The organism is Klebsiella quasivariicola, assembly GCF_002269255.1.
GTDB lineage: Bacteria > Pseudomonadota > Gammaproteobacteria > Enterobacterales > Enterobacteriaceae > Klebsiella > Klebsiella quasivariicola.
Genome location: NZ_CP022823.1, coordinates 1,360,203 through 1,383,691, shown reverse-complemented (window position 1 = coordinate 1,383,691; position 23,489 = coordinate 1,360,203). Strand labels below are relative to the sequence as shown.

Genomic DNA, 23,489 nt, shown 5'->3' with positions numbered 1-23,489 from the left:
GGGTTCAGGCGGGCCGAGCCCGCCACTTTCAGGTTCAGGAAAAAATGCCGCTTTGCAGAGCATGGCGAATCAGATGCGCTTTATCATGAGCCGGGTTGATTTGCAGAAGCTGCTGCATCCTCTGCTGGCAGGCGGATACATTACCCAGCCCCAGATGTCCCAGCGCCTCAATAAACAAGCAGTGCTGCTGATGTCTTTGCTGCGCTGATACGTCGAGAACCACCAGGTCCGGAAGAGAGACGGCAAAAAAATCAACTTGCGGAACGTCATCCCGATGCTGCACGGCCCAGTCGATAAAATGGCGGAAGTGCTGCTCGGCCTGCGCTGGTTTACCGCTCTTACTCAGCGCAATGCCCTGCCAGAAAAGGTAATCGGCGGGTTGATCGTTGTAGTAACGCCCGGCGTCCAGCGTTGAGCCACCTTGCCGGGCAAGCTGGTAATATTCCGCCGCCTGCTGCGCATCCCCAGCCTGTTCTGCGCAATAGCCCAGCAAATACCAGATATCGTTGTCCGTTTGCCCAGGCAGTCGCCCCTCCCCCAGATTGTCGGGATAGCGTAATGCGGCTTTCAGACAGTCGATGGCCTGTTTAAACGCCTCACGCTCGATGAACTGTAATGCCCGATGAAGCTGATTGAGCAAATACTGGCCGGTGATTTTCCCTTCTCCTCCTTCCCAGGGATGGAATACGCGCGTATCCAGAATCGCGGCGGCATCGGCATAATGACCAGACGCGTTCCACAGGCTTAGCAGCTCAGCGGTCAGGTCGTCCCGCTTCAGTACCACGGCTTTACGTTCCACCAGCGTCGTCAGTCGCTCATGTACCGGCCTGGCCAGTAATTTTTGCAAAAAATCGAGTTCAAACAGGAAGCGCGCATTTTCCGGTTCCAGCGCGACGGCGCGCTGCAGATAAGCCAGCGCCTGCGTTGCATCCTGCTGTTTATTCCAGGAGTAGACGCCCAGCAGACGATGAGCAGGCGCATAATCGGGAGATTTTTCCAGCGTCTCGCGCCAGCAGCTCACCGCCTCTTCATAGCGACGTTTGCTGTACCAGAAGCAACCGAGCAGATAGCGGGCAAAAGCGCTATCGCTCAGGTTTTGCAGCATCTGAACTTCATCGAGCGTGTTGGGGAAACGTACTTTCCGCGCATGGCAGTGCTCGGCTTCGGTAATAAACTGTTGCCGTTTATTGGCGTCATCGCTCAAGGACGCACGCCACAGCATCGGCAGCGCTTCCTGACAATCCACAACCTCAAGCACCTCTTTCGCCGCCTGCTTCTGTCCGAGAGAGAGCAGCCAGCCCGCCAGCAGGCTGGCGTTGACCCCTCTGCGCCCCGTGATGCGCAGCAGGGTCTCCCGCGCGTCGTCGCTCCGCTCAATCATCCAGCGTGCGCAGTGCAGCGGATAGCCCAATGGGTATTGTTCAAGAGAGGCGAAAATAAACTCCAGCGCTGCTTGCTTCTGCCCACTGTTGGCTAATGCCAGCGCTTTCAGCCCCATCGCCAGAGGATTGCTGGCGTTGAACCGCAGACTGGTGTTTACTTTTTCCAGCGCATCGGCAACATCACCGCGCTTCATCGCCAGCCGCGCCAGCGACCACCAGGCGGCGTCACGGCAGTTACCGCTCCAGGAGGCTTTGTAATAGTGATCCCAGGCGCCTGCATCATCCCCCATCCTTTCCAGCACGCTGGCAAGCAGCATACTGGCTTCGCCATCTCGCGGGTTCTTATTCAGACGATGCGCGCGCTGTAGCGCGGCGCGGGCACACTGCTCCGCCAGCGCCCAATCGGCACAGTTGAACGCCAGGGTACCGAGGGCAACATTATTGCGATAATCCTGCGGGTCAAGCTCAATCGCCCGGCGATAGTAATCTCCGGCATAGCGGCTTGCGTAGTTGTATTGTTCAAGGTGCTGACCGATAAAATAGAGTTCGTCACTATTGTGGATTTCTTCCGGCATCGCTGGCGCTGACGCCGGATCGGGCAGCGGCGTCTGCCGGGTAATATGCTCCTGATAATCCAGCAGTAATTGGTTCTCGGCATTTTTCACTTTGAGGGTTAAGCACCCGGCGCCATTTTCCGGCAGCGTCTGCTGCCAGCTCTCACCGGGCTTCAGCGTCAGCTGAGTTTCGTAAAATGACTGATGGTCAGCGCTGAGTTCAACCACGATATGATGTAGCGGAGCAACGGCATACACGCCAAGCTGCAGTTGCCCAGACTCGCGAACCAGCTTCAGTGCCAGCTGCGTATTGGCGTTTTGCACCATCCCTAACTCGCTATAGGGAAGGAAATTTTGCACAAACACCTTCTCTTCATAAGGCGCCAGCCACGTAAAGTCAGGCTGGTTATCGGTGAAGACTCCGGTCATTAACTCAATGTAGGGGCCATTTTCATCGGTCAGATTTCGATCCCAGGCCTGGCCAAACTCCCCATAGCCCCAGCTCCACTGTTTTTTACCCGGAGAGACGTGGTGATCGGCAACATGCAGTAACCCACCTCGCTCGTCATGGTGATAAGCGCCGACAAAATCGTAGTCCGACTTCTCCGCCATATACGAAGTGGGGACCGGAACGTTTTTATAACGGGAGATATCAACTCCCGCAGAATAGTCCACTTTGTAGTAGGTACCGGTGGCAATCGGGAAAGCAGAAACATCGCGCTTACCATGGTCGAATACAGCAGTGACATCGGGAGGGAATACACTCTGGTGGGCATCGCCGCCTTTGACTGCAGGGTTGGCCCACCACAGGAAATGGCGCGGCGTGGCGTTACCATTAAAGATCTTGCCAGTGATTTCAATCAGCGCGCGGTCAGGATAGAGTGTAAACCCGGCCATAACCTGCAAACCGCGCATGGGCTCCGCTTCCCCCATCCATACGGTCTGGGCGCCGTTCTTTCCCTGCTGAACAGAAAAATCGACCGGCATAAAGGTCGTCGGCCGGTGATGTTGCGGCCAGTTAAATTCGATTCCGCCGGAGATCCAGGGACCGAGAAGCCCTACCAGGGCTGGCTTAACCACTTCATTGTAATAGACGAAATCACGTTGTTTGACTTTGTCATATGCTCGATGAATTCGGCCGCCCAGCTCCGGTAGCAGCATGACCCGAAGGAAATCATTCTCCATCCACACGGCGTGATAATCGCGCATTTCACGTTCGCCGGTCAGGGTATCAATCACGCCGTAGGGATAGACGCTGCCGGAAGATCCTTGATAAACACGTTTTTCCAGAAACATAGGGTTCGGATCTTCCGCTCCCGTCGTCCACGTTGGTAATGAAATGGTTTCCTGCCAGACCTTAACCGAACCGTACATGACGCCTCCACTAAACAAAACGAAGTAAAATATGCTATGAGAGGAGTCTATAGCGCCAGTTCGCTGTTAAAATGCGCAAAGCTCACGCAATATAGTTAAGGGAGTTAAGTGTATGCAGCGTACTGGTTTTAATAACGCCCGGGTCCGGCAGGCCAATAAATCGATTTTTCTTTCCCATCTGTGGCGGGAAAAGCAGCTCAGTAAATCACAGCTCTCTCAACTCACCGGACTCTCCATTCCGGCGGTGAGCAATATTCTCGCCGAGCTGCTGAGCGAGGGATTAATCAGTCACTCAACGGAACACATGAGCAAACGGGGCGTGAACAGCGGCAGCTACCAGATCCCCGAACACGGCGCCTGGACACTGTGCATGAATATCACCCCGACCAGCATTGAGTATCAGCTTGCTGACGCCCGCCTGCTGGCAGTGGATGAGCACCAGTATTTGCCAGTCAACGCCCCCACCCCACCGTCCCTGCTTGAGGCCATCGTTGAATGCTGGCGGCATATCCACCGCCGCTACCCGCAGCACAGCATCAATCTCGCACTTGGCGTACATGGACAGGTTGATCCGATAACCGGCGTTTCACAAACCATGCCCCAGGCACGCTGGAAAACACCGGTCGAAATAAAGTATCTGCTTGAGGAGCGGCTTGGCGTGCAGGTTCGGGTGGATAACGACTGCGTGATGCTGGCGCTGGCGGAGAAGTGGCAACATCAGGGTACACAGCCGGATTTTTGCGTGATCAACGTCGACTACGGTATCGGCTCGTCATTTGTGATTAACGATCATATTTATCGCGGCAGCCTGTACGGCAGCGGGCAGATAGGGCATACGATTGTTAATCCTGACGGCAGAGCCTGCGACTGCGGAAGATACGGCTGCCTCGAAACCGTCGCCTCTCTCAGCGCGCTGAAAAAACAGGCCCGAATGTGGCTCAAAACGCAGCCTGAAGCAACGCTCTCCCCCGATCAGTTAACCACGGCGTCGCTCATTGAGGCCTGGAAAGAGGGAGATGTGCAAATTCGCGCATGGGTTGATAACGCTGCCAACGCCATTGGCTTAAGCCTCTATAATTTCCTGAATATATTAAATATTAATCAGATCTGGCTTTACGGGCGCAGCTGCGCCTTTGGTGAGCAGTGGCTGGAAAATATCGTCAAACAAACGGGTTTCAACCCCTTTGACCACCGGGATACGCCGCGAGCGCACGCCACCCAAATCGGCTTTGGCCAGCTGACCCGCGCCCAACAGCTGATGGGAATAGGTTATCTGTACGTTGAGGAGCAATTGCAGACGTTGGTTTAGTCATTAACGAACGTGGCGGAGCGCAAATTTGTGTATTACGTTTAAATCACACGTCTCTCATAACGAGCTGATTATGAACACACTCCGCTATTTTGATTTTGGCGCTTCCCGCTCTCTGTTGCTGCTCATCGCCCGCATCGCCGTGGTGGTTCTGTTTATTCTGTTTGGCTATCCCAAACTGCTGGGTTTTGGCGGCACCGTGCAGTACATGGCCGCCTCCGGCGCGCCGATGCCGACGCTGGCGGCGATTATCGCCGTTATTATGGAAGTGCCAGCCGCGATTCTGATTGTGCTTGGCTTTTTCACCCGCCCGCTGGCGGTTATCTTTATCTTCTACACCCTGGGCACGGCGGTGATTGGCCATCATTACTGGGATATGACCGGCGACGCGGTATTGCCGAACATGATTAACTTCTGGAAAAACGTCAGTATTGCCGGCGCCTTCCTGCTGCTGGCGATCACCGGCCCCGGCGCGATCTCCCTCGACCGCCGCTAATCAACAGAGACAAAAAAGGCCGCATACGCGGCCTTTTTGATGTCAACGCTAACGCTTACGCATATACCGGGAAGCGGGCGCAGATATCCAGCACTTTGCCTTTCACGCGCTCAATGACCGCGTCGTCATTGATGTTGTCCAGCACGTCACACATCCAGCCAGCCAGCTCTTTGACTTCCGCTTCTTTAAAGCCGCGGCGAGTCACCGCCGGAGAACCGATACGGATACCGGAGGTCACGAACGGGCTCTTCGGATCGTTCGGCACGCTGTTTTTGTTGACGGTGATGTTGGCGCGGCCCAGGGCGGCGTCAGCTTCTTTACCGGTCAGGTTTTTATCAACCAGATCCAGCAGGAACAGGTGGTTCTCAGTACCGCCAGACACCACTTTGTAGCCGCGGTTCAGGAACACTTCCACCATTGCTTTGGCGTTTTTCGCAACCTGCTGCTGGTAAACTTTAAACTCTGGCTCCATCGCTTCTTTCAGCGCCACCGCTTTCGCCGCGATAACGTGCATCAGCGGGCCGCCCTGCGCGCTTGGGAATACGGCAGAGTTCAGTTTCTTATACAGCTCTTCGCTACCGCCTTTCGCCAGGATCAGCCCGCCGCGCGGACCCGCCAGGGTTTTGTGGGTGGTGGTGGTCACGACGTGCGCATGCGGAACCGGGTTCGGGTACACGCCAGCGGCAATCAGGCCTGCCACGTGCGCCATATCGACGAACAGGTAAGCGCCGATGCTGTCAGCGATTTCACGCATTTTCGCCCAGTCAACGATACCGGAGTAAGCGGAGAAACCACCGATGATCATCTTCGGTTTGTGTTCCTGAGCCTGCTTCGCCATGTCGTCGTAGTCAATTTTGCCGGACTCATCGATACCGTAAGGGATGATGTTGTACAGTTTGCCGGAGAAGTTAACCGGGGAGCCGTGAGTCAGGTGGCCGCCCTGCGCCAGGTTCATACCGAGCACGGTGTCGCCCGGCTGCAGCAGCGCGGTGTAGACGGCAAAGTTAGCCTGGGAGCCGGAGTGCGGCTGGACGTTAGCATAGTCTGCGCCGAACAGCTCTTTCGCACGGTCGATAGCCAGTTGCTCAACCACGTCGACATATTCGCAGCCGCCGTAGTAACGCTTGCCCGGATATCCTTCAGCATATTTGTTGGTCAGCTGAGAGCCCTGCGCCTGCATCACACGCGGACTGGTGTAGTTTTCGGAGGCGATCAGTTCGATGTGCTCTTCCTGACGTACTTTTTCCTGCTCCATAGCCTGCCACAGTTCGGCATCATAATCGGCAATGTTCATTTCACGCTTTAACATCCGCATCTCCTGACTCAGCTAACAATAAAATTTCGGCCTAAAAAGGCGGTCCGATTGGACAACGGCCCACAGTATAACCGAATCATTCTGTGATAACAGGTCTTGACAAAGGATTTTACGCAAACGTTTGGCTCCGCATGACACAAGGCTTTGAGCAATAACGCCTCTCTCAGTATCAACGGATTTCTTTTCAGGATTGTGATGCAAATTCTTCATGTTGTAACGGCATCGGGGGAAAGTGTTAAAGAACCATTTACAACGCAGGGTTATTTCTTTAAGATGCATTTAAAATGCATCAATAAGATAACACACAAGGAAGCACGCTATGCTCGACGCTCAAACCATCGCCACGGTCAAAGCCACCATCCCTCTGCTGGTAGAGACCGGTCCGAAGCTCACCGCCCATTTTTACGATCGCATGTTTGCGCATAATCCGGAGCTCAAAGAGATCTTCAACATGAGCAACCAGCGCAACGGCGATCAGCGTGAAGCGTTGTTCAACGCGATTGCCGCCTACGCCAGCAATATCGATAACCTGCCCGCCCTGCTGCCGGCGGTGGAAAAAATCGCCCAGAAACACACCAGCTTCCAGATCAAACCGGAGCAGTACAACATCGTTGGCAGCCATCTGCTGGCGACCCTCGATGAAATGTTCAGCCCGGGTCAGGAAGTGCTTGATGCCTGGGGAAAAGCTTACGGCGTGCTGGCGAACGTCTTTATCGGCCGCGAAGCAGAAATTTATCAGCAAAACGCCAGTAAAACCGGCGGCTGGGAAGGGACCCGCGCGTTCCGCATCGTGAAGAAAACCCCGCGCAGCCAGCTTATCACCAGCTTTGAGCTCGAACCGGTTGATGGCCAGCCGGTCGCCGATTACCAGCCTGGCCAGTACCTGGCCATCTGGCTGAAACCGGAGGCGTTCGAGTATCAGGAAATCCGCCAGTACTCCCTGACCCGCAAAGCGGACGGCAAAGGCTACCGCATCGCGGTAAAACGTGAGGACGGCGGTCAGGTTTCCAGCTGGCTGCATAACCATGCCAGCGAAGGCGATGTGGTCTATTTAGCCGCCCCGGCGGGTGACTTCTTCCTTAACGTTGAGCCACAGACGCCGGTCACCCTGCTCTCCGGGGGCGTCGGGCAAACGCCGATGCTGGCGATGCTGGATGCGCTGGCGAAGAGCGGTCATCAGGGTCAGGTGAACTGGTTCCATGCGGCGGAAAATGGCGACGTTCACGCCTTTGCCGATGAAGTGAGTGCGCTTGGCGCGGCGCTGCCGGCGTTTACCTCGCACGTGTGGTATCGCAACCCGAGCGAAGCCGACCGTCAGACTGGACGTTTTGATAGCGAAGGTTTGATGGATTTAGCGGCAGTGGCGGACAATATTCGCGCCCCGCAGATGCAGTTCTATCTCTGCGGCCCGGTAGCGTTTATGCAGTTTGCAGCGAAGCAGCTGGTAGAATTAGGGGTTAATAAAGACAACATTCATTACGAATGTTTCGGCCCGCATAAGGTCCTGTAAGCCCCGACGACGCGGGGATTTGTAGGCCGGGTAAGCGCAGCGCCACCCGGCAATACTGCAGCGAGCGGCGAGAGTTAAATCGCCGCGTCGTCTTCTTCACCAGTACGGATACGAATGACCCGTGCGACGTCAAAGACAAAGATCTTGCCGTCGCCAATCTTGCCGGTCTGCGCCGTACGGATGATGGTATCCACACAGGTATCGACGATATCGTCGGTCACCACGATTTCAATTTTCACTTTTGGCAGAAAATCCACCATATACTCCGCACCGCGGTACAGTTCGGTATGCCCTTTCTGGCGGCCAAAGCCCTTCACTTCCGTTACCGTCATCCCGGTGATGCCGACTTCGGCCAGCGCTTCACGCACGTCATCCAGTTTGAAAGGTTTAATAATCGCATCAATCTTTTTCATGGTGTTCCTGTCTTAGTCGCGTAACCGGTTGCTTACCGTATCATAACTTGCGCTATAGTGCGGAGCTACTCTTTAAAGTCGTTGGCGTCGAGCTCATGGCGCGACAGCAGCTTATAGAATTCAGTGCGGTTGCGTCCAGCCATCCGCGCGGCATGGGTGACGTTGCCCTTGGTAATTTGCAACAGCTTACGCAGATAGTTCAGCTCAAACTGATTGCGCGCCTCCACGAAGGTCGGCAGCGCGGTATTCTCGCCCTCCAGCGCCTGCTCCACCAGCGCATCGCCGATTACTGGTGAAGAGGTCAGAGCCACACACTGCTCAATTACGTTCACCAGCTGACGCACGTTGCCCGGCCATTTAGCGGCCATCAGCCGCTTCATCGCATCACTGGAAAACGCCCGGACAAACGGCTTATGGCGATCGGCGGACTGGCGTAGCAGATGGTTGGCCAGTAGCGGAATATCTTCCGTACGCTCGGAAAGCGGCGGGATCTTCAGATTCACCACGTTGAGGCGATAGAACAGATCTTCGCGGAACTCGCCGCGGGCCATCGCCTTCGGCAGGTCGCGGTGGGTGGCGGAGATGATCCGCACATTGATCTCGATATCGCGATTGCTGCCCAGCGGACGCACCTTACGCTCCTGCAGGACGCGCAGCAGCTTCACCTGCAGCGCAACCGGCATATCGCCGATCTCGTCGAGAAAAAGCGTCCCGCCCTCGGCGGCCTGAAATAACCCTTCGCGGTTGCTGACCGCGCCGGTAAAGGCGCCCCGCGCATGGCCAAACAGCTCAGACTCGAGCAGCTGTTCCGGCAGCGCGCCGCAGTTGATCGCCACGAACGGCTTGTCATGACGCGGGCTGGCGTTGTGGATCGCCTGGGCGACGATCTCCTTCCCGGTCCCGCTCTGGCCATTAATCAGCACGCTGACGTCCGACTGCGCCACCATTCCGGCCTGCTCAAGCAGGCGCAGCATCAGCGGACTGCGGGTCACAATCGCCTGGCGCCAGGCTTCGTCGGTGGCCGGCGAGCGCTGCTCCAGCGCCTCATCAATGGCTTTATACAAGGCATCTTTATCGACCGGCTTGGTCAAAAAGCTGAACACCCCCTGCTGGGTGGCTGCCACCGCGTCAGGGATCGAGCCATGGGCGGTGAGAATGATCACCGGCATGCCGGGCTGTCCCTTCTGGATCTCACTGAACAGTTGCAGGCCGTCCATTTCATCCATCCGCAGATCGCTAATCACCAGGTCCACTTTCTCGCGCCCCAGCACGCGCAACGCTTCCGGCCCGCTCTCGGCGGTGACCACGCTATAGCCTTCGCTGACCAGGCGCATACCCAGCAGCTTCAGCAGCCCGGGATCGTCATCCACCAGCAGTAAACGCGCCGGTTTACGGATCGTCATGGATCACCTCCGGCACTTTTTCGCTGCCGAAATTGCCGCCCGGCTTGCGGCTGGAGAGCTGGCGTTCGATATCCGTCAGGTTCTCCAGCTTACGGGTGGTCAGCTCCAGCTGTTCGCGCAGCGCCTGCTCCTGCTGGCGCAGTGTTTCCAGTTCGCTATCGCTGGACTGCTGAAGCTTCGCGTAGCGTGCTCGTTCCTCCACCAGCTGCAGCTGACGGGTCTGCCCGTCACGCCAGAGCTGATAGAGCGGGCGGACCTGTACGGCAATTTGCGGGCTAAAGGCGTCGAGACGTGCCACCAGCTCGCGGCGCTCGTCAGGGGTAATTTTGGCATCAGCAAGCAGGATGCCGCGCCGGAACGCGTCCTGCCAGCTGTCGTCAGTATGACGTTTCGCCTCCGCCCGCGCCTGCACCGGCGCCAGACGATCGGCACAGTCAATTCCCCGTAGCCAGTAAAGGGGATTTTTATCGCTGGCATCGCTGCTGTAAGCCCAGATATCGGCGCAGTCGACGGCGAGAAAATCGGCCACCTGATGCTGCGCCAGCCCGGGGGCGGCGTTACCTTCCGCGGTATGCGGTGAGAAGCCGGCGGAACACCCCGCCAGCGTCAGACAAGCAATGCCTGAGAGCAACCATCCGTTGAGCGAACGGCGCCAGGCCAGGAATTGGGACATAGTTCCCCGATATCGATTCATAGATTGGATTTTTCCGGTGCTGCTGCGGGGAGCGTAATGCGAAAACAGACCTGCCCGGCGGGTGCGTCAACCAGACTGAGATCCCCTTGCATCTGCCGGACGCAGTCACGGGCAATACTCAAACCCAGACCACTGCCCTTAACGGCCCCTTTACGCTGGTGACTTCCCTGATAAAAAGGCTCAAAAATCATATTTTTTTCCGCGGCCGGGATCGGTTCGCCGCTGTTGGCGACATCAATACGCACCTGCTCTCCGTGCCGGTAGCTATGGATACGGATGTTACCGGATTCAGCACCATAGTGCACCGCATTGGAGTAGAGATTATCCATCACGCTGATCAACAACGCAGGCTCTGCCAGACAGTGTCGCGCCTGCAGTGTCAGCTCGGTATGCATCAGTTTAGCCCGCGCGGGCAGACTGTGCGCCGCCACAACGTTTTCCACCAGCTCGACCAGATCCACCGCTTCGCGAGCCACCGGGCCGTCAGCCTGTTTGCGATTGTAGTCCAGTAACTGTTCAATCAGCTTTTGCAGATTACGGCTACTGTTGTCGAGGATCTCGACGATTTCCTGCTGCTCAGAGGTCAGTGGCCCGGCGACCCGGTCAGCCAGCAGCTCAGTGCCTTCACGCATACTGGCCAGCGGGGTTTTCAGCTCATGCGACAGATGGCGAAGAAACTGATGCCGCTGCGACTCCAGCCACGCCAGGCGCTCGCTGAGCCAGATGATGCGCTTGCCCACCGAGCGCAGTTCGCGCGGGCCGGTAAACAATGCTGCATCGTCCAGCGACTTCCCTGCCCCCAGCTGATTGATCATTCTTTCGATGCCTTTCACCGGGCCGATAATCATGCGGGTGAAGAGCAGCACCAGCGCCAGGCTCAGCAGAAACAGTACCAGCGCCTGCCAGCCAAAAAACTGGCCGCGTTCGGCTATCTCCTGCTGCAGCTGCTGGCCGCGGGAATAGACGACCGCACGGGTCGCCTGCACCATATCGCTATTATTGCTGGCGAACGTTTCGAGCCTGGCGGCTGCCTGGGCGTCAGGGCCGCTGTTTTTACACTGCAGCTGCGCCAGATCGCTAACGTCCTGACGCAGCGCCTGCCAGAGCTTTTCATCAGGCAGTACACCGGCGTGCGCGTCCAGCATCTGGCTGTAGCGCTGTCGCTGATTCTGATACACCCGCGCCAGCGTCGGATCGTCCAGCACGCAGTACTGGCGATAGCTGCGCTCCATCTCCAGCGCGGCATTGATCATCGCCTCGCTGCGTCGGGCATCAACCAGCGTGGTGCGGTTGATATGCGCCGCCTGGGCGCTAAGGGCATTCAGGCTCTGCCAGGCCTGCCACGCCAGCACCAGCAGCGGCAGCAGGATCAGCACAAAGGAGAGCGTCACCAGCTGACGCAGCGAACGGGGAAACAGGGAGAGTCGCTTCAAGGATCTTGTCTCAATCATTAGCTCTGGTCGATGCTAACCGAGGAGCGCGCCGGAGAAAAGCGCTACCGCTGGCCACTGCACCGCAGAAACAACAAAGCCAGGCGCAAGGCCTGGCTTTGTTCAGGAATGAGGCGGTGCCTTACTCGACGTTTCGCCCGATGTCTGATAAAGCCAGGCTATTATCAGGAGTTGGACGGCAGGCACCTGTTTGTGCGTCATTCGAAGTTTATGTAGCGCGTCCCGAAGGGGCTGACATAAGAAGGTGAATGAGCCACTGGTTAATATTATGCATGAACTATGCCATCTTTCAAAACATTTTATTAACACATTGATATATATGACTTTCAACCACAAAAACAGTCGCGTAATCACTGTTCATTTTATATTCAAACTGTCGCCATTTAGCGACACCAAATAAGCCACCGATTACTCATCATTTAAATCAATGACTTAAATGTCGCCTATTGACGACACTGCAATATCGCCGTTGTCGGTAATTCCCGACACCCTGGCGTGCCGGCCATCACAGATAAAAAAGCCCCCTGCCTGAGCAGGGGGCCGATACGGTCGCGTGGTACGCCGTGGGAAAATTACCCCAGCTGTTTACGCGCGTTACGGAAGATACGCATCCACGGGCTGTCCTCGCCCCAGTTCTCCGGGTGCCAGGAGTTGCTTACGGTGCGGAAGACGCGTTCCGGGTGCGGCATCATGATGGTCGCGCGCCCGCTTTCGCTGGTCACCGCGGTGATACCGTTCGGGGAACCGTTCGGGTTCGCCGGATAGGTTTCGGTCACTTTGCCGAAGTTATCTACGAAGCGCAGCGCCACCAGACCTTTGCTCTCCAGCTGGGCAAGATGCGCGCTGTCGCGCACTTCCACCTGACCTTCGCCGTGGGAGACCGCAATCGGCATCCGCGAGCCAACCATGCCTTCCAGCAGCAGGGACGGGCTTTGCGTCACTTCCACCAGGCTAAAGCGCGCTTCGAAGCGGTCAGACTGGTTACGCACAAAGCGCGGCCACAGGTCGCTGCCCGGGATCAGCTCGCGCAGGTTGGACATCATCTGACAGCCGTTACACACGCCGAGCGCCAGGGTCTGCGGACGATGGAAGAACGTCGCGAACTCATCGCGCACGCGCTCGTTGAACAGAATCGACTTCGCCCAGCCTTCACCCGCGCCCAGCACGTCGCCATAGGAGAAGCCGCCGCAGGCCACCAGGGCATGGAAATCACCCAGACCGGTCCGGCCCGCCAGCAGGTCGCTCATATGCACGTCGATAGCGTCAAAACCAGCACGATGGAAGGCTGCCGCCATTTCAACGTGGGAGTTCACCCCCTGCTCGCGCAGAACGGCTACTTTCGGGCGCGCGCCGGTGGCAATGTACGGTGCGGCAACGTCGTCATTAATATCAAAGGAGAGCTTCACATTGAGGCCCGGGTCGGCGTCATTGGCTTTCGCTTCGTGCTCCTGATCGGCGCAGGCCGGGTTGTCACGCAGACGCTGCATCTGCCAGGTGGTTTCCGCCCACCACATGCGCAGCGTGGTGCGGCTCTCGCTGAACACCGTCTGACCGTTGGCGGTCAGCACGAAGCGATCGCCCTCGACGGCTTTGCCGAGGTAATGCACGCAGTCCGCCAGGCCGTTAGCCGCCAGAATGGCCTCCACCGCCTCACGGTCTGCGGCGCGCACCTGGATCACCGCCCCCAACTCTTCATTGAACAGCGCCGCCAGACGGTCATCCCCCAGGGCGGCGATATCCGCTTCCAGGCCACAGTGGCCGGTAAAGGCCATTTCCGCCAGAGTTACCAGCAGGCCGCCGTCGGAGCGGTCGTGGTAGGCCAGCAGTTTCCGCTGCGCCACCAGGGCCTGCATCGCATCCCAGAAGCCTTTCAGTTGGGCAACATCGCGCACGTCAGCCGGCTTGTCGCCGAGCTGGCGATAGACCTGCGCCAGCGCCGTCGCGCCCAGCGCGTTGTGGCCTTTACCGAGGTCGATCAGCAGCAGGGCGTTATCTTCCGTCGAAAGCTGCGGCGTGACGGTATGACGAACATCTTCGACACGGGCGAAGGCGGAAATCACCAGCGACAGCGGGGAGGTCATCTCACGCTGCTCGCTGCCTTCCTGCCAGCGGGTTTTCATCGACATCGAGTCTTTGCCGACCGGAATGGTCAGGCCCAGCGCCGGACACAGCTCTTCGCCCACCGCTTTCACCGCCTCATACAGGCCAGCGTCTTCACCCGGGTGACCTGCGGCGGCCATCCAGTTAGCCGACAGCTTCACGCGGTTCAGCTCGCCAATCTGCGTAGCGGCGATATTGGTCAACGCTTCGCCGACCGCCAGACGGCCAGAGGCCGCGAAGTCCAGCAGGGCGACCGGGGCGCGCTCGCCCATCGCCATCGCTTCACCGTAGTAGCTGTCGAGGCTGGCGGTGGTCACCGCGCAGTTGGCCACCGGGATCTGCCACGGGCCAACCATCTGGTCGCGGGCGACCATACCGGTCACGGTGCGGTCGCCGATGGTCACGAGGAAGGTTTTCTCGGCCACCGTCGGCAGGTGCAGAACACGGTTTACCGCATCGGCAAGGGTAATTGGTTGGCGATCCAGCGCGCTCCCCTGGGCTTTCAGGGTCTGCACGTCGCGGGTCATTTTCGGCGTTTTGCCGAGCAGGACGTCCAGCGGCAGGTCGATCGGCTGATCGTTAAAGTGGCTGTCGCTCAGGCTCAGATGTTGCTCCGCGGTGGCTTCGCCGATAACGGCATAAGGCGCGCGCTCGCGGCGGCACAGCTCGTCGAACAGCGGCAGCTGTTCCGGGGCGACCGCCAGAACATAACGTTCCTGCGATTCGTTACACCAGATCTCCAGCGGGCTCATGCCAGGCTCATCGCTCAGGATATCGCGCAGCTGGAATTTACCGCCGCGGCCGCCATCGCTCACCAGCTCCGGCATGGCGTTGGAGAGACCGCCGGCGCCAACGTCGTGGATAAAGAGGATCGGGTTGGCGTCGCCCAGCTGCCAGCAGCGGTCGATCACTTCCTGACAGCGACGCTCCATTTCCGGGTTGTCACGCTGTACGGAGGCGAAATCGAGGTCGGCATCAGACTGGCCGGAGGCCATAGAAGACGCCGCGCCGCCGCCGAGGCCGATGTTCATCGCCGGGCCACCCAGCACGATCAGCTTCGCGCCGACGGTGATTTCACCCTTCTGCACATGCTCGCCGCGGATGTTGCCAATACCGCCGGCCAGCATGATCGGTTTGTGGTAGCCGCGCAGCTCTTCGCCATTATGGCTGGTAACTTTCTCTTCATAGGTGCGGAAGTAGCCGTTCAGCGCCGGACGACCAAATTCGTTGTTAAACGCCGCGCCGCCCAGCGGGCCTTCGGTCATGATGTCCAGGGCGGTGACGATGCGATCCGGTTTACCGAAATCCTCTTCCCACGGCTGCTCGAAGCCCGGAATACGCAGGTTGGAAACCGAGAAGCCCACCAGGCCCGCTTTCGGCTTCGCGCCGCGGCCGGTGGCGCCTTCATCGCGAATTTCACCGCCGGAGCCGGTTGCCGCGCCCGGCCATGGAGAGATGGCCGTCGGGTGGTTATGGGTTTCCACCTTCATCAGAATGTGCGCCGGCTCCTGATGGAAGTCGTAGCGTCCGGTCTGGTGGTCGGCGAAGTAACGTCCGACTTCAGACCCTTCCATCACCGCGGCATTGTCTTTATAGGCCGACAGGACGTAATCCGGCGTTTTTTCAAAGGTGTTTTTGATCATTTTGAACAGCGACTTCGGCTGCTGTTCGCCGTCGATGATCCAGTCGGCGTTGAAAATCTTATGGCGGCAATGCTCTGAGTTCGCCTGGGCGAACATATACAGCTCGATATCGTTCGGATTGCGGCCCAGACGGGTAAACGCGTCCTGCAGATAGTCAATTTCGTCGTCTGCCAGCGCCAGCCCCAGACGGAGGTTGGCGTCAATCAGCGCCTGACGCCCTTCGCCAAGCAGGTCAACGCTGGTGACCGGCGTCGGCTGATGGTGGGCAAACAGCTTCTCACCCGCTTCCAGGGCGTCGAAGACGCTCTCCATCATGCGGTCATGCAGCTCCGCGGCCACGGCCGCCCACTGCGCTTCGGTCAGGGTCGAGGCTTCAACGTAATACGCCACGCCGCGCTCCAGGCGCACGACCTGCGACAGACCGCAGTTATGGGCAATATCGGTAGCTTTAGAAGACCAGGGAGAGATGGTACCAGGGCGAGGGGTCACGAGCAGTAATTTACCGGTCGGGGTATGGCTGTTTAAGCTCGGGCCATACTTAAGCAGTCGCGCCAGGCGCTCGCGATCGTCAGCACTCAGCGGGGCGTTCAGATCGGCAAAATGAATATACTCGGCATATATGGCGCTTACCGGAAGGTTGGCCGCCTGAAATCGTGCCAGCAGTTTATTAATACGGAATGCCGACAGTGCAGGTGAACCACGCAAAATTTCCATCATAAGTCTCTCGTCTTCGAAGCTTTCAGGGTGAGCCAGGGGGGGAAACGGGCGTCATTATAGTGAATCCTGCGCCCCGACGAAACCGTTTGCGTAGAAATAAAATGATTCATCAGCTTTATCAATAAATGTGACGTCCATCGCGAATAAGTTGCCAACTGGCGCATTCTTAAGCAGAATGCCGCTCATTCAACGACAACCTTGCGTTTTTTCCGGACATCGCCTGCTGAGGAACCTGAAGCTGCAGAAGATTAACGCTCTGAAAAAATTAAAGATTAATTATCTGCTGATCGGCATTGTCACCCTTTTGCTGGCGGCGGCCCTGTGGCCGTCGATCCCCTGGTCCAGTAAACCCGAAAACCGGGTGGCAGGCATTATCGCTCGCGGCGAGCTACGCATCAGCACCATTAACTCGCCGATGACCTTCACCACCATGAACAATAAAACGTTCGGTCTGGATTATGAACTGGCGAAACAGTTTGCTGACTACCTGGGCGTAACGCTTAAGGTAACCGTCCGGCAGAACATCAGCCAGCTGTTTGACGACCTCGACGATGGTCAGGCCGATATGCTGGCCGCCGGTCTGGTCTATAACCAGGAGCGGGTGAAAAACTACCAGGCCGGGCCTACCTACTACTCCGTTTCGCAACAGCTGGTCTATCGCGTCGGCAATACCCGGCCGCGCACGCTCGCTGCGCTTAGCGCCGAGCAGCTTGCCATTGCCCCGGGCCATGTGGCGATCAACGATCTGCAGGCTTTGCAAGCGGAGAAATACCCGGATCTTGCCTGGCGCGTGGATGAGAAGCGCGGCACCACGGCTCTGATGCAGGCGGTGATTGACGGTAAACTTGATTACACCGTCGCCGATTCGGTGGCCGTCAGCCTGTTTCAGCGCGTCCATCCGGAGCTGGCGGTGGCGCTGGATATCACCGACGAACAGCCGGTCACCTGGTTTAGCGCTCGTGGCGAGGATAATTCGCTGTCGGCGGCGATGCTTGATTTCTTCAATAACATTAATGAAGACGGGACGCTGGCCCGCCTGGAAGAGAAATACCTCGGCCACGGCAACGACTTCGATTATGTCGACACCCGCACCTTCCTGCGCGCGGTGGAAAATATTCTCCCCGAGGTGCAACCGCTGTTTGAAAAGTACGCTCGCGAGATTGACTGGCGCCTGCTGGCCGCGATTGCCTGGCAGGAGTCCCACTGGGATCCACAGGCCACCTCCCCCACCGGGGTGCGCGGCATGATGATGCTGACACGCAATACCGCACAAAGCCTGGGGCTGACAGACCGCACCGATGCGGCGCAGAGTATCGACGGTGGCATGCGCTACCTGCAGGATATGATGGATAAAGTCCCGGATTCGATCCCGAAAGACGAACGCATCTGGTTTGCGCTGGCCGCTTACAATATGGGCTATGCCCATATGCTGGACGCCATGGCGCTCACCCGCAAACAGAAAGGCAACCCTAACAGCTGGGCGGACGTTAAGCTGCGTTTACCGTTGCTGAGCCAGAAGCCTTATTACAGCAAACTTAAATACGGCTATGCCCGCGGCCATGAGGCCTACGCCTACGTGGAAAACATCCGCAAATATCAGATTAGCCTTGTCGGCTATTTGTCAGAGAAGGAGCGCCAGCAGCAGCAAACGCTGGCCCTGGCGGAGGATTATCCGGCCGTGCTCCCGCATGAGCTTGAACAACCGCAGGAAACGACCCTGCCCTTTTTCAAGTTTCGCGCCGATAAACAGCTGGATAATGCCCGGTTAAAGCTCCCCGGCCATCCGTACTAATTCTCTCCTTGCTGCTCCCGGGCCTTCTTCAGCGCCTTCTTCTCTGCCCGTCGCCAGCGGAAAAAGTCGCTCAACATTGAAGCGCAGGACTCAGCCAGCACGCCTTCGCTAATCTCAACCCGATGATTCATTCCCGGGTGGTGCAGAATATCTATCAGCGACCCGGCGGCGCCGGTCTTCGCATCCCTGGCGCCAAAGACCAGGCGGGCGATACGGCTGTGCACCATCGCCCCAGCGCACATGACGCAGGGCTCCAGCGTCACGTACAGCGTGGCGTCGATCAGGCGGTAGTTTTGCAACACCAGGCCGCCCTGGCGGAGGGCCATAATCTCCGCGTGCGCGGTGGGGTCGTGACGGCCTATCGGCCGGTTCCAGCCCTCGCCAATAACCTGGTTGTTATGCACCAGCACCGCGCCCACCGGCACCTCGCCCTCTTCCCAGGCGCGCTTCGCCAGCGTCAGGGCATGACGCATCCAGTATTCATCATTGAGTTCGAGGTCAGACACAGCGGCCACTCCAGCAGAAAAAGCGGGGCGCATTATACATGGGCGCTATCAATTACACACTATTACTCCAGCTGCTGGAGTTCTCCCTGAGGGGTGACACGCCAGCGGTGCTGGCAAAAGCCGAGCAAGGGGTTGTCCTGCTCGCTATCGCTATAGCCGCTGTACAGCCGCAGCGGGGCGCCAATCTTTTTCTCCAGCTGCACCACCTTTTCATGCCCCAGACAGCGCAGGGTTAATACCCAGCCGCCCCAGCGGCGCGCGGTGCGACTGGCAATCAGATTGACCCGCGGCAACCAGAGGGTATCGCGATAGACCTGCTCCACCAGCGACTGCGGCGAGCCGGTGATCAACCACACATCGGCATCGGTGCTGGTCAGGTAGGCCGTGAGCCGCGCATGAACCACCGGAAACGCCGTCACATGATGACGAAACCAGCCGACAAATTCCGCTTCCAGCCGCTTCAGTACCGCCTCGCGACGGCCAAAGGTTGACGCCCACAGCAGGAGGCTCATCGGCCAGCGCGCCGCCCGCCCACACACCGCCAGCCCGGCAAGGATCGCCGGCCCCATCGCCACCACCAGCAACAGGTTCAGCGGCAGTCGGCGCAGCAGATAGCGCAGAAAGCTGCCGAACATATCCTGTTGATGCAAGGTTCCATCCAGATCAAAAAACACCACTCTCCGTTCACTGCGCTGCAAACTGCCTCCTCATCTCAGGACTCGCTTCTCGTTATCTAAGCTTAACAGTCTTGCGCCGCAAAGCGGGAAAACATCCCTGCCGTTGAGGAAGAATGACAGTAGCAGGCTAAGGAAAAATTGTGGCCTGAGAATTTTTAATTCGTGGTATACCCCTTATAATCGAATAAAAATTCTGTCAGTCACGAGCCGGACGGCTCCAGCGGAGCTCCAATGAACTGTTTAACGCGCATTCGTCAGCGCTATCCCACCCTGGCGGCGAGCGACAAAAAGTTGGCCGATTATATTCTGGGTCAACCCGATGAGACCCGGCACCTCAGCTCACAGCAGCTGGCGGCGCAAGCCGGTGTGAGTCAGTCCAGCGTGGTTAAATTTGCCCAGAAGCTGGGATTCAAAGGCTTTCCGGCGCTGAAGCTGGCCCTCAGTGAAGCGCTGGCCAGCAGTCCGGATCCCCAGTCCGTCCCGGTACATAACCATATTCGCGGTGATGATCCGCTGCGTCTGGTGGGCGAAAAACTGATTAAGGACAATGTCGCCGCCATGCATGCCTCGCTGGACGTCAACACTGAAGAAACGCTGCGGGAAGCCGTCACGCTGCTGCGCAACGCCCGCCGGGTGATCGTCACCGGGATTGGCGCCTCCGGTCTGGTAGCGCGTAACTTTAGCTGGAAACTGATGAAGATCGGCGTCAACGCTGTCTCGGAGCAGGATATGCACGCGCTGCTGGCGACGGTGCAGGCCCTGTCCAGCGACGATCTGCTGCTGGCTATCTCTTACTCCGGCGAGCGCCGGGAGATCAATATGGCGGCAGGTGAAGCGCTGCGCGTAGGCTGCAAGATCCTGGCGATCACCGGGTTTAGCCCGAACGCCCTGCAGCAGCAGGCGACCCACTGCCTGTATACCATCGCCGAAGAGCAGGCGACGCGCAGCGCGGCCATCTCCTCCACCAGCGCGCAAATGATGCTGACCGACCTGCTGTTTATGGGGCTGGTGCAGCAGGATCTGGAGCGAGCGCCGGAGCGCATTCGCCATAGCGAAGCGCTGGTGAAAAAGCTGGTCTGAACAGCAAATGGGCGTCAGAAAATACTGCCACGCCCATTATGAGTATCAAAAATCTAAATTGCTTTAAGCTGATTGATAATAAAAGGATTGAGCTGTAATAAAAGCAGCAATTTTCTCGGGGCGCCGGTTGGCTCGCGCCGTTTAGTTTCCCAGCTTTTAACTAAGTCATAGCTAACGCCTACGGCGAGAGCAAAATCCTGCTGTTTTAAGCCGGTAGCCTCGCGAATCGCTTTCACATCAATCGGGCTATAAGTGTGAACATGCTGTGGCTCAGGGGTTTGCTCACCTTTTTCAATTCTCACCATTTCTTCTGCACTGGCCAGCAGATCGGCAAATAATTCGTCTTTCATCTGTACCTCATCGCCCTCGTGGACACCACTGACACCGTGGTCCCGTGGAGTGATAGAAACTCAGCGGAATACCAGCATAGCGGATAACTGTTTCAGCATCTTCTTTTGTTCTTCCGTTAAATCATCCAGCTCATTTTTGGGATAGACCAATGCCAGATAAATTCGCCCTTTACGCGTCACATTGTAATAAATAATTCTCACCCCGCCACGCTTGCCCATCCCCGGTCGGCTCCAGCGAATTTTTCGAAATTCCCCAGTCCCTGCAATGGTATCGCCAGCCTCAGGATCCTCAATCAACATCTCCTGAAAAACGCGAAACTCGTCATCCGGTAGAAGCGCCTGACGCCGTTTACTGAAACCCTGCAGCTCAATAAAAGTGTACATACCGCATCCTGCGTATGATGATTATAAAACCATCATAAGTGTACCGGGTACAACAATCAAGCTGATAAATGTACCCGGTACATCTTTAGTGCAGCGGGATTGTTCAGTATGAGCCATAGCGAAGCGCTGGTGAAAAAGCTGGTCTGAGCAGCAAATGGGCGTATAATGCCCGCCCTGTTTGTGTTGTTTCTGAGACTTTCCTGATGGCGCTGTTAATTACCAAAAAATGCATCAATTGCGATATGTGCGAACCGGAATGCCCGAATGAGGCCATTTCGATGGGTGACAGCATTTATGAAATTAACAGCGACCGCTGCACTGAGTGCGTGGGGCATTACGACACGCCAACCTGCCAGAAAGTGTGCCCGATCCCAAATACGATCCTGAAAGATCCGGCACACATCGAGAGTGAAGAACAGCTGTGGGATAAATTTGTGCTGCTGCACCACGCGGATAAAATTTAACAACCGCCCTGCTTAACTTTCGACGATCACCGTGGCGCAGGCGTAATGTCGCTCGTCGGCGAGCGTGACATGAATGTGACTCACCCCCAGCCGATCCGCCAGCCGTTGCGCCTCACCCCATAACCGCAGCTTCGGCTTGCCCAGCTCATCGTTGTAAACCTCGAACTGATTAAAGGCCAGTCCATTACGGATCCCGGTTCCCAGCGCTTTCGCCGCCGCTTCCTTGACCGCAAAGCGTTTCGCCAGGAAACGCACCGGCTGCTGATGCTGCGCCCAGATGCTCCATTCATGGTCGCTCAGCACCCGGCGGGCAAGGCGATCGCCGCTACGGGCGATCACCGCTTCGATACGGGCGATCTCGACGATGTCGGTCCCCAGCCCGAGGATAGCCATTAGCCGCGCGCTTCCAGCATCAGACGTTTCATTTCCGCGACTGCCTCTTTCAGGCCGCTCATCACCGCCCGACCGATAATCGCGTGGCCGATATTCAGCTCATGCATTTCCGGCAGCGCAGCAATCGCTTTCACGTTGTGGTAGGTCAGACCATGGCCAGCATTCACTTTCAGGCCAAGGCTGGCGGCATAGGTGGCCGCTTTGGCAATACGTTCCAGCTCCTTCGCCTGCTCGGCGTCAGTTTTGGCATCGGCGTAGCAGCCGGTGTGAATTTCGATATAGGGCGCGCCAACGTCCGCCGCCGCTTTGATCTGCGCTTCATCCGCATCAATAAACAGAGAGACCAGGATGCCGGCATCTGCCAGGCGTTTACAGGCGTCGCGCATTTTATCGCGCTGCCCCGCTACATCCAGTCCGCCTTCGGTAGTGACTTCCTGACGCTTCTCCGGCACCAGGCAACAGAAGTGCGGTTTGGTTTCGCAGGCGATCGCCAGCATCTCTTCGGTGACTGCCATTTCAAGATTCATGCGGGTGTGCAGGGTCTGGCGCAGGATACGTACATCGCGATCGGTAATATGGCGACGGTCTTCGCGCAGATGCACTGTAATGCCGTCGGCGCCGGCCTGTTCAGCAATGAAAGCCGCCTGCACCGGATCCGGATAAGCGGTACCGCGCGCGTTACGTAAGGTCGCGATATGGTCAATATTGACCCCTAACAGTAATTCAGCCATGACAATCCTCGTTAATCATTATTCGTATTATCCGCTCGCGCCTTTCGCGCGGGCATAAACTGGCGAAACAATTCCCGGCTCTTGAGTGGTTTGCCGCCGAGATAGGGCTTCAGGGCGATACGGGTAAAGCGCTTTGCGGCGCGCAGCGTATCAACATCAGGAAACTCACGACTCGCCAACGCTTTCAAATGGTGCCCGGTAAACGTGTTGTTATCAATCACCAGGCTGGCAATAAAGCCCTTTTCTTCGCGATAGCGGTAGGTCATGGTGTCGTCCACCGGCTCACCGCTCCCCGCGCAGTGGAGAAAATCCACGCCATAGCCCAGGTGCCCGAGCAGCGCCAGCTCAAAACGTCGCAGCGCGGGTTCAGGCGAGCCGCTGGCCCCGGCGAGCGCCTGAATGCAGTGCAGGTAGTCGAAAAAGAGTTCGGAGAAGCGTGTTTCGTGCTCCAGCACGCGGGAGATAAGCTCGTTAACGTAGAGACCGCTGTAGAGGGTGATACCGCTGAGCGGTAGCGCCAGCGAGACCGCTTCTGCGCTGCGCAGGGTTTTGACTTCGCCGCGGCCGCCGAAGCGAACCAGTAAGGGGGTGAAGGGCTGTAAAGCGCCCTTGAGATTAGAGCGTTTGGAGCGTGCGCCTTTGGCAACCAGGCGCACGCGACCCGATTCTTCCGTGAAGACGTCCAGCATCAGGCTGGTTTCGCTCCACGGTCGGCTATGCAGGACAAAGGCGCGCTGCCATCCATCCACGT

At 57.6% G+C, this 23,489-nt stretch carries 20 protein-coding genes; 6 read left to right on the top strand and 14 right to left on the bottom strand.

Features of this window, described 5'->3' with window-relative positions; genetic code table 11:
• Positions 1-34: 34 nt before the first annotated feature.
• Complete coding sequence (locus tag B8P98_RS07055; protein ID WP_025711678.1) at positions 35-3,310, bottom strand: DUF5107 domain-containing protein; 3,276 nt, start codon at positions 3,308-3,310, stop codon at positions 35-37.
• Positions 3,311-3,422: 112 nt separating this feature from the next.
• Between B8P98_RS07055 and B8P98_RS07050 the strand changes: the two genes are divergently transcribed.
• Both B8P98_RS07050 and B8P98_RS07045 read left to right on the top strand, forming a co-directional pair.
• On the top strand, positions 3,423-4,619 hold the full coding sequence (locus tag B8P98_RS07050; RefSeq protein ID WP_025711677.1) for an ROK family transcriptional regulator: 1,197 nt from the start codon (positions 3,423-3,425) through the stop codon (positions 4,617-4,619).
• Between the two features lie 73 nt (positions 4,620-4,692).
• Positions 4,693-5,115: a DoxX family protein gene (locus tag B8P98_RS07045; protein ID WP_012540860.1), complete on the top strand. Its 423-nt coding sequence runs from the start codon at positions 4,693-4,695 to the stop codon at positions 5,113-5,115.
• 55 nt (positions 5,116-5,170) lie between these two features.
• Here the strand turns inward: B8P98_RS07045 and glyA are convergent, their stop codons facing one another.
• Positions 5,171-6,424, bottom strand: a complete 1,254-nt coding sequence (glyA, locus tag B8P98_RS07040) for a serine hydroxymethyltransferase (RefSeq protein ID WP_002914027.1) — start codon at positions 6,422-6,424, stop codon at positions 5,171-5,173.
• 325 nt (positions 6,425-6,749) lie between these two features.
• On the opposite strand from glyA, the gene hmpA reads away from it, so the two are divergent.
• On the top strand, positions 6,750-7,940 hold the full coding sequence (hmpA, locus tag B8P98_RS07025; RefSeq protein ID WP_025711676.1) for an NO-inducible flavohemoprotein: 1,191 nt from the start codon (positions 6,750-6,752) through the stop codon (positions 7,938-7,940).
• Between the two features lie 74 nt (positions 7,941-8,014).
• Here hmpA and glnB read toward each other — a convergent pair whose 3' ends face one another.
• The 5 genes from glnB to purL form a co-directional block, all read right to left on the bottom strand.
• Positions 8,015-8,353 (bottom strand): nitrogen regulatory protein P-II, encoded by a 339-nt coding sequence (gene glnB, locus B8P98_RS07020; RefSeq protein WP_002914032.1) that lies wholly within the window; start codon positions 8,351-8,353, stop codon positions 8,015-8,017.
• A 65-nt stretch (positions 8,354-8,418) separates the two neighbouring features.
• Complete coding sequence (gene glrR, locus B8P98_RS07015) at positions 8,419-9,756, bottom strand: two-component system response regulator GlrR (protein WP_025711674.1); 1,338 nt, start codon at positions 9,754-9,756, stop codon at positions 8,419-8,421.
• A complete protein-coding gene (gene qseG, locus B8P98_RS07010) occupies positions 9,743-10,429 on the bottom strand; it encodes a two-component system QseEF-associated lipoprotein QseG (protein ID WP_025711673.1) in 687 nt (228 codons plus the stop codon). The genes glrR and qseG overlap by 14 nt, the downstream gene beginning before the upstream one ends.
• Positions 10,430-10,446: 17 nt before the next feature.
• Positions 10,447-11,883 (bottom strand): sensor histidine kinase, encoded by a 1,437-nt coding sequence (locus B8P98_RS07005; RefSeq protein ID WP_025711672.1) that lies wholly within the window; start codon positions 11,881-11,883, stop codon positions 10,447-10,449.
• A 590-nt stretch (positions 11,884-12,473) separates the two neighbouring features.
• A complete protein-coding gene (gene purL / locus B8P98_RS07000; RefSeq protein ID WP_025711671.1) occupies positions 12,474-16,361 on the bottom strand; it encodes a phosphoribosylformylglycinamidine synthase in 3,888 nt (1,295 codons plus the stop codon).
• A 175-nt stretch (positions 16,362-16,536) separates the two neighbouring features.
• Here purL and mltF point away from each other — a divergent pair, with 175 nt between their 5' ends.
• On the top strand, positions 16,537-18,153 hold the full coding sequence (gene mltF, locus B8P98_RS06990) for a membrane-bound lytic murein transglycosylase MltF (protein ID WP_080896819.1): 1,617 nt from the start codon (positions 16,537-16,539) through the stop codon (positions 18,151-18,153).
• Here the strand turns inward: mltF and tadA are convergent.
• Together tadA and yfhb are read right to left on the bottom strand one after the other, a co-directional pair.
• A complete protein-coding gene (tadA, locus tag B8P98_RS06985; RefSeq protein WP_025711668.1) occupies positions 18,150-18,659 on the bottom strand; it encodes a tRNA adenosine(34) deaminase TadA in 510 nt (169 codons plus the stop codon). The genes mltF and tadA overlap by 4 nt on opposite strands.
• 62 nt (positions 18,660-18,721) lie before the next feature.
• Positions 18,722-19,333 carry a phosphatidylglycerophosphatase C gene (gene yfhb / locus B8P98_RS06980; protein ID WP_217353409.1) on the bottom strand — a complete coding sequence of 204 codons (612 nt, stop codon included), beginning with the start codon at positions 19,331-19,333 and terminating at the stop codon, positions 18,722-18,724.
• 234 nt (positions 19,334-19,567) lie between these two features.
• Here yfhb and B8P98_RS06975 point away from each other — a divergent pair, with 234 nt between their 5' ends.
• Positions 19,568-20,416 (top strand): MurR/RpiR family transcriptional regulator, encoded by an 849-nt coding sequence (locus B8P98_RS06975; protein WP_080896818.1) that lies wholly within the window; start codon positions 19,568-19,570, stop codon positions 20,414-20,416.
• A 53-nt stretch (positions 20,417-20,469) separates the two neighbouring features.
• Here the strand turns inward: B8P98_RS06975 and nadS are convergent, their stop codons facing one another.
• Together nadS and B8P98_RS06965 are read right to left on the bottom strand one after the other, a co-directional pair.
• A complete protein-coding gene (nadS, locus tag B8P98_RS06970; RefSeq protein ID WP_080896817.1) occupies positions 20,470-20,766 on the bottom strand; it encodes a NadS family protein in 297 nt (98 codons plus the stop codon).
• A 60-nt stretch (positions 20,767-20,826) separates the two neighbouring features.
• Positions 20,827-21,150, bottom strand: a complete 324-nt coding sequence (locus B8P98_RS06965) for a type II toxin-antitoxin system RelE/ParE family toxin (protein ID WP_080924283.1) — start codon at positions 21,148-21,150, stop codon at positions 20,827-20,829.
• Between the two features lie 203 nt (positions 21,151-21,353).
• On the opposite strand from B8P98_RS06965, the gene B8P98_RS06960 reads away from it, so the two are divergent.
• Complete coding sequence (locus B8P98_RS06960) at positions 21,354-21,614, top strand: YfhL family 4Fe-4S dicluster ferredoxin (RefSeq protein ID WP_025711663.1); 261 nt, start codon at positions 21,354-21,356, stop codon at positions 21,612-21,614.
• A 12-nt stretch (positions 21,615-21,626) separates the two neighbouring features.
• Here B8P98_RS06960 and acpS read toward each other — a convergent pair whose 3' ends face one another.
• The 3 genes from acpS to recO are packed head-to-tail and all read right to left on the bottom strand — an operon-like array spanning position 21,627 to position 23,487.
• A complete protein-coding gene (gene acpS / locus B8P98_RS06955) occupies positions 21,627-22,007 on the bottom strand; it encodes a holo-ACP synthase (RefSeq protein WP_025711662.1) in 381 nt (126 codons plus the stop codon).
• The gene (gene pdxJ / locus B8P98_RS06950) at positions 22,007-22,738 is read right to left on the bottom strand and encodes a pyridoxine 5'-phosphate synthase (protein ID WP_025711661.1); all 732 of its coding nucleotides are present in this window, start codon (positions 22,736-22,738) and stop codon (positions 22,007-22,009) included. Before pdxJ ends, acpS begins: the two co-directional genes overlap by 1 nt.
• Before the next feature lie 11 nt (positions 22,739-22,749).
• A complete protein-coding gene (gene recO, locus B8P98_RS06945) occupies positions 22,750-23,487 on the bottom strand; it encodes a DNA repair protein RecO (RefSeq protein ID WP_002914062.1) in 738 nt (245 codons plus the stop codon).
• Positions 23,488-23,489 lie beyond the last annotated feature (2 nt).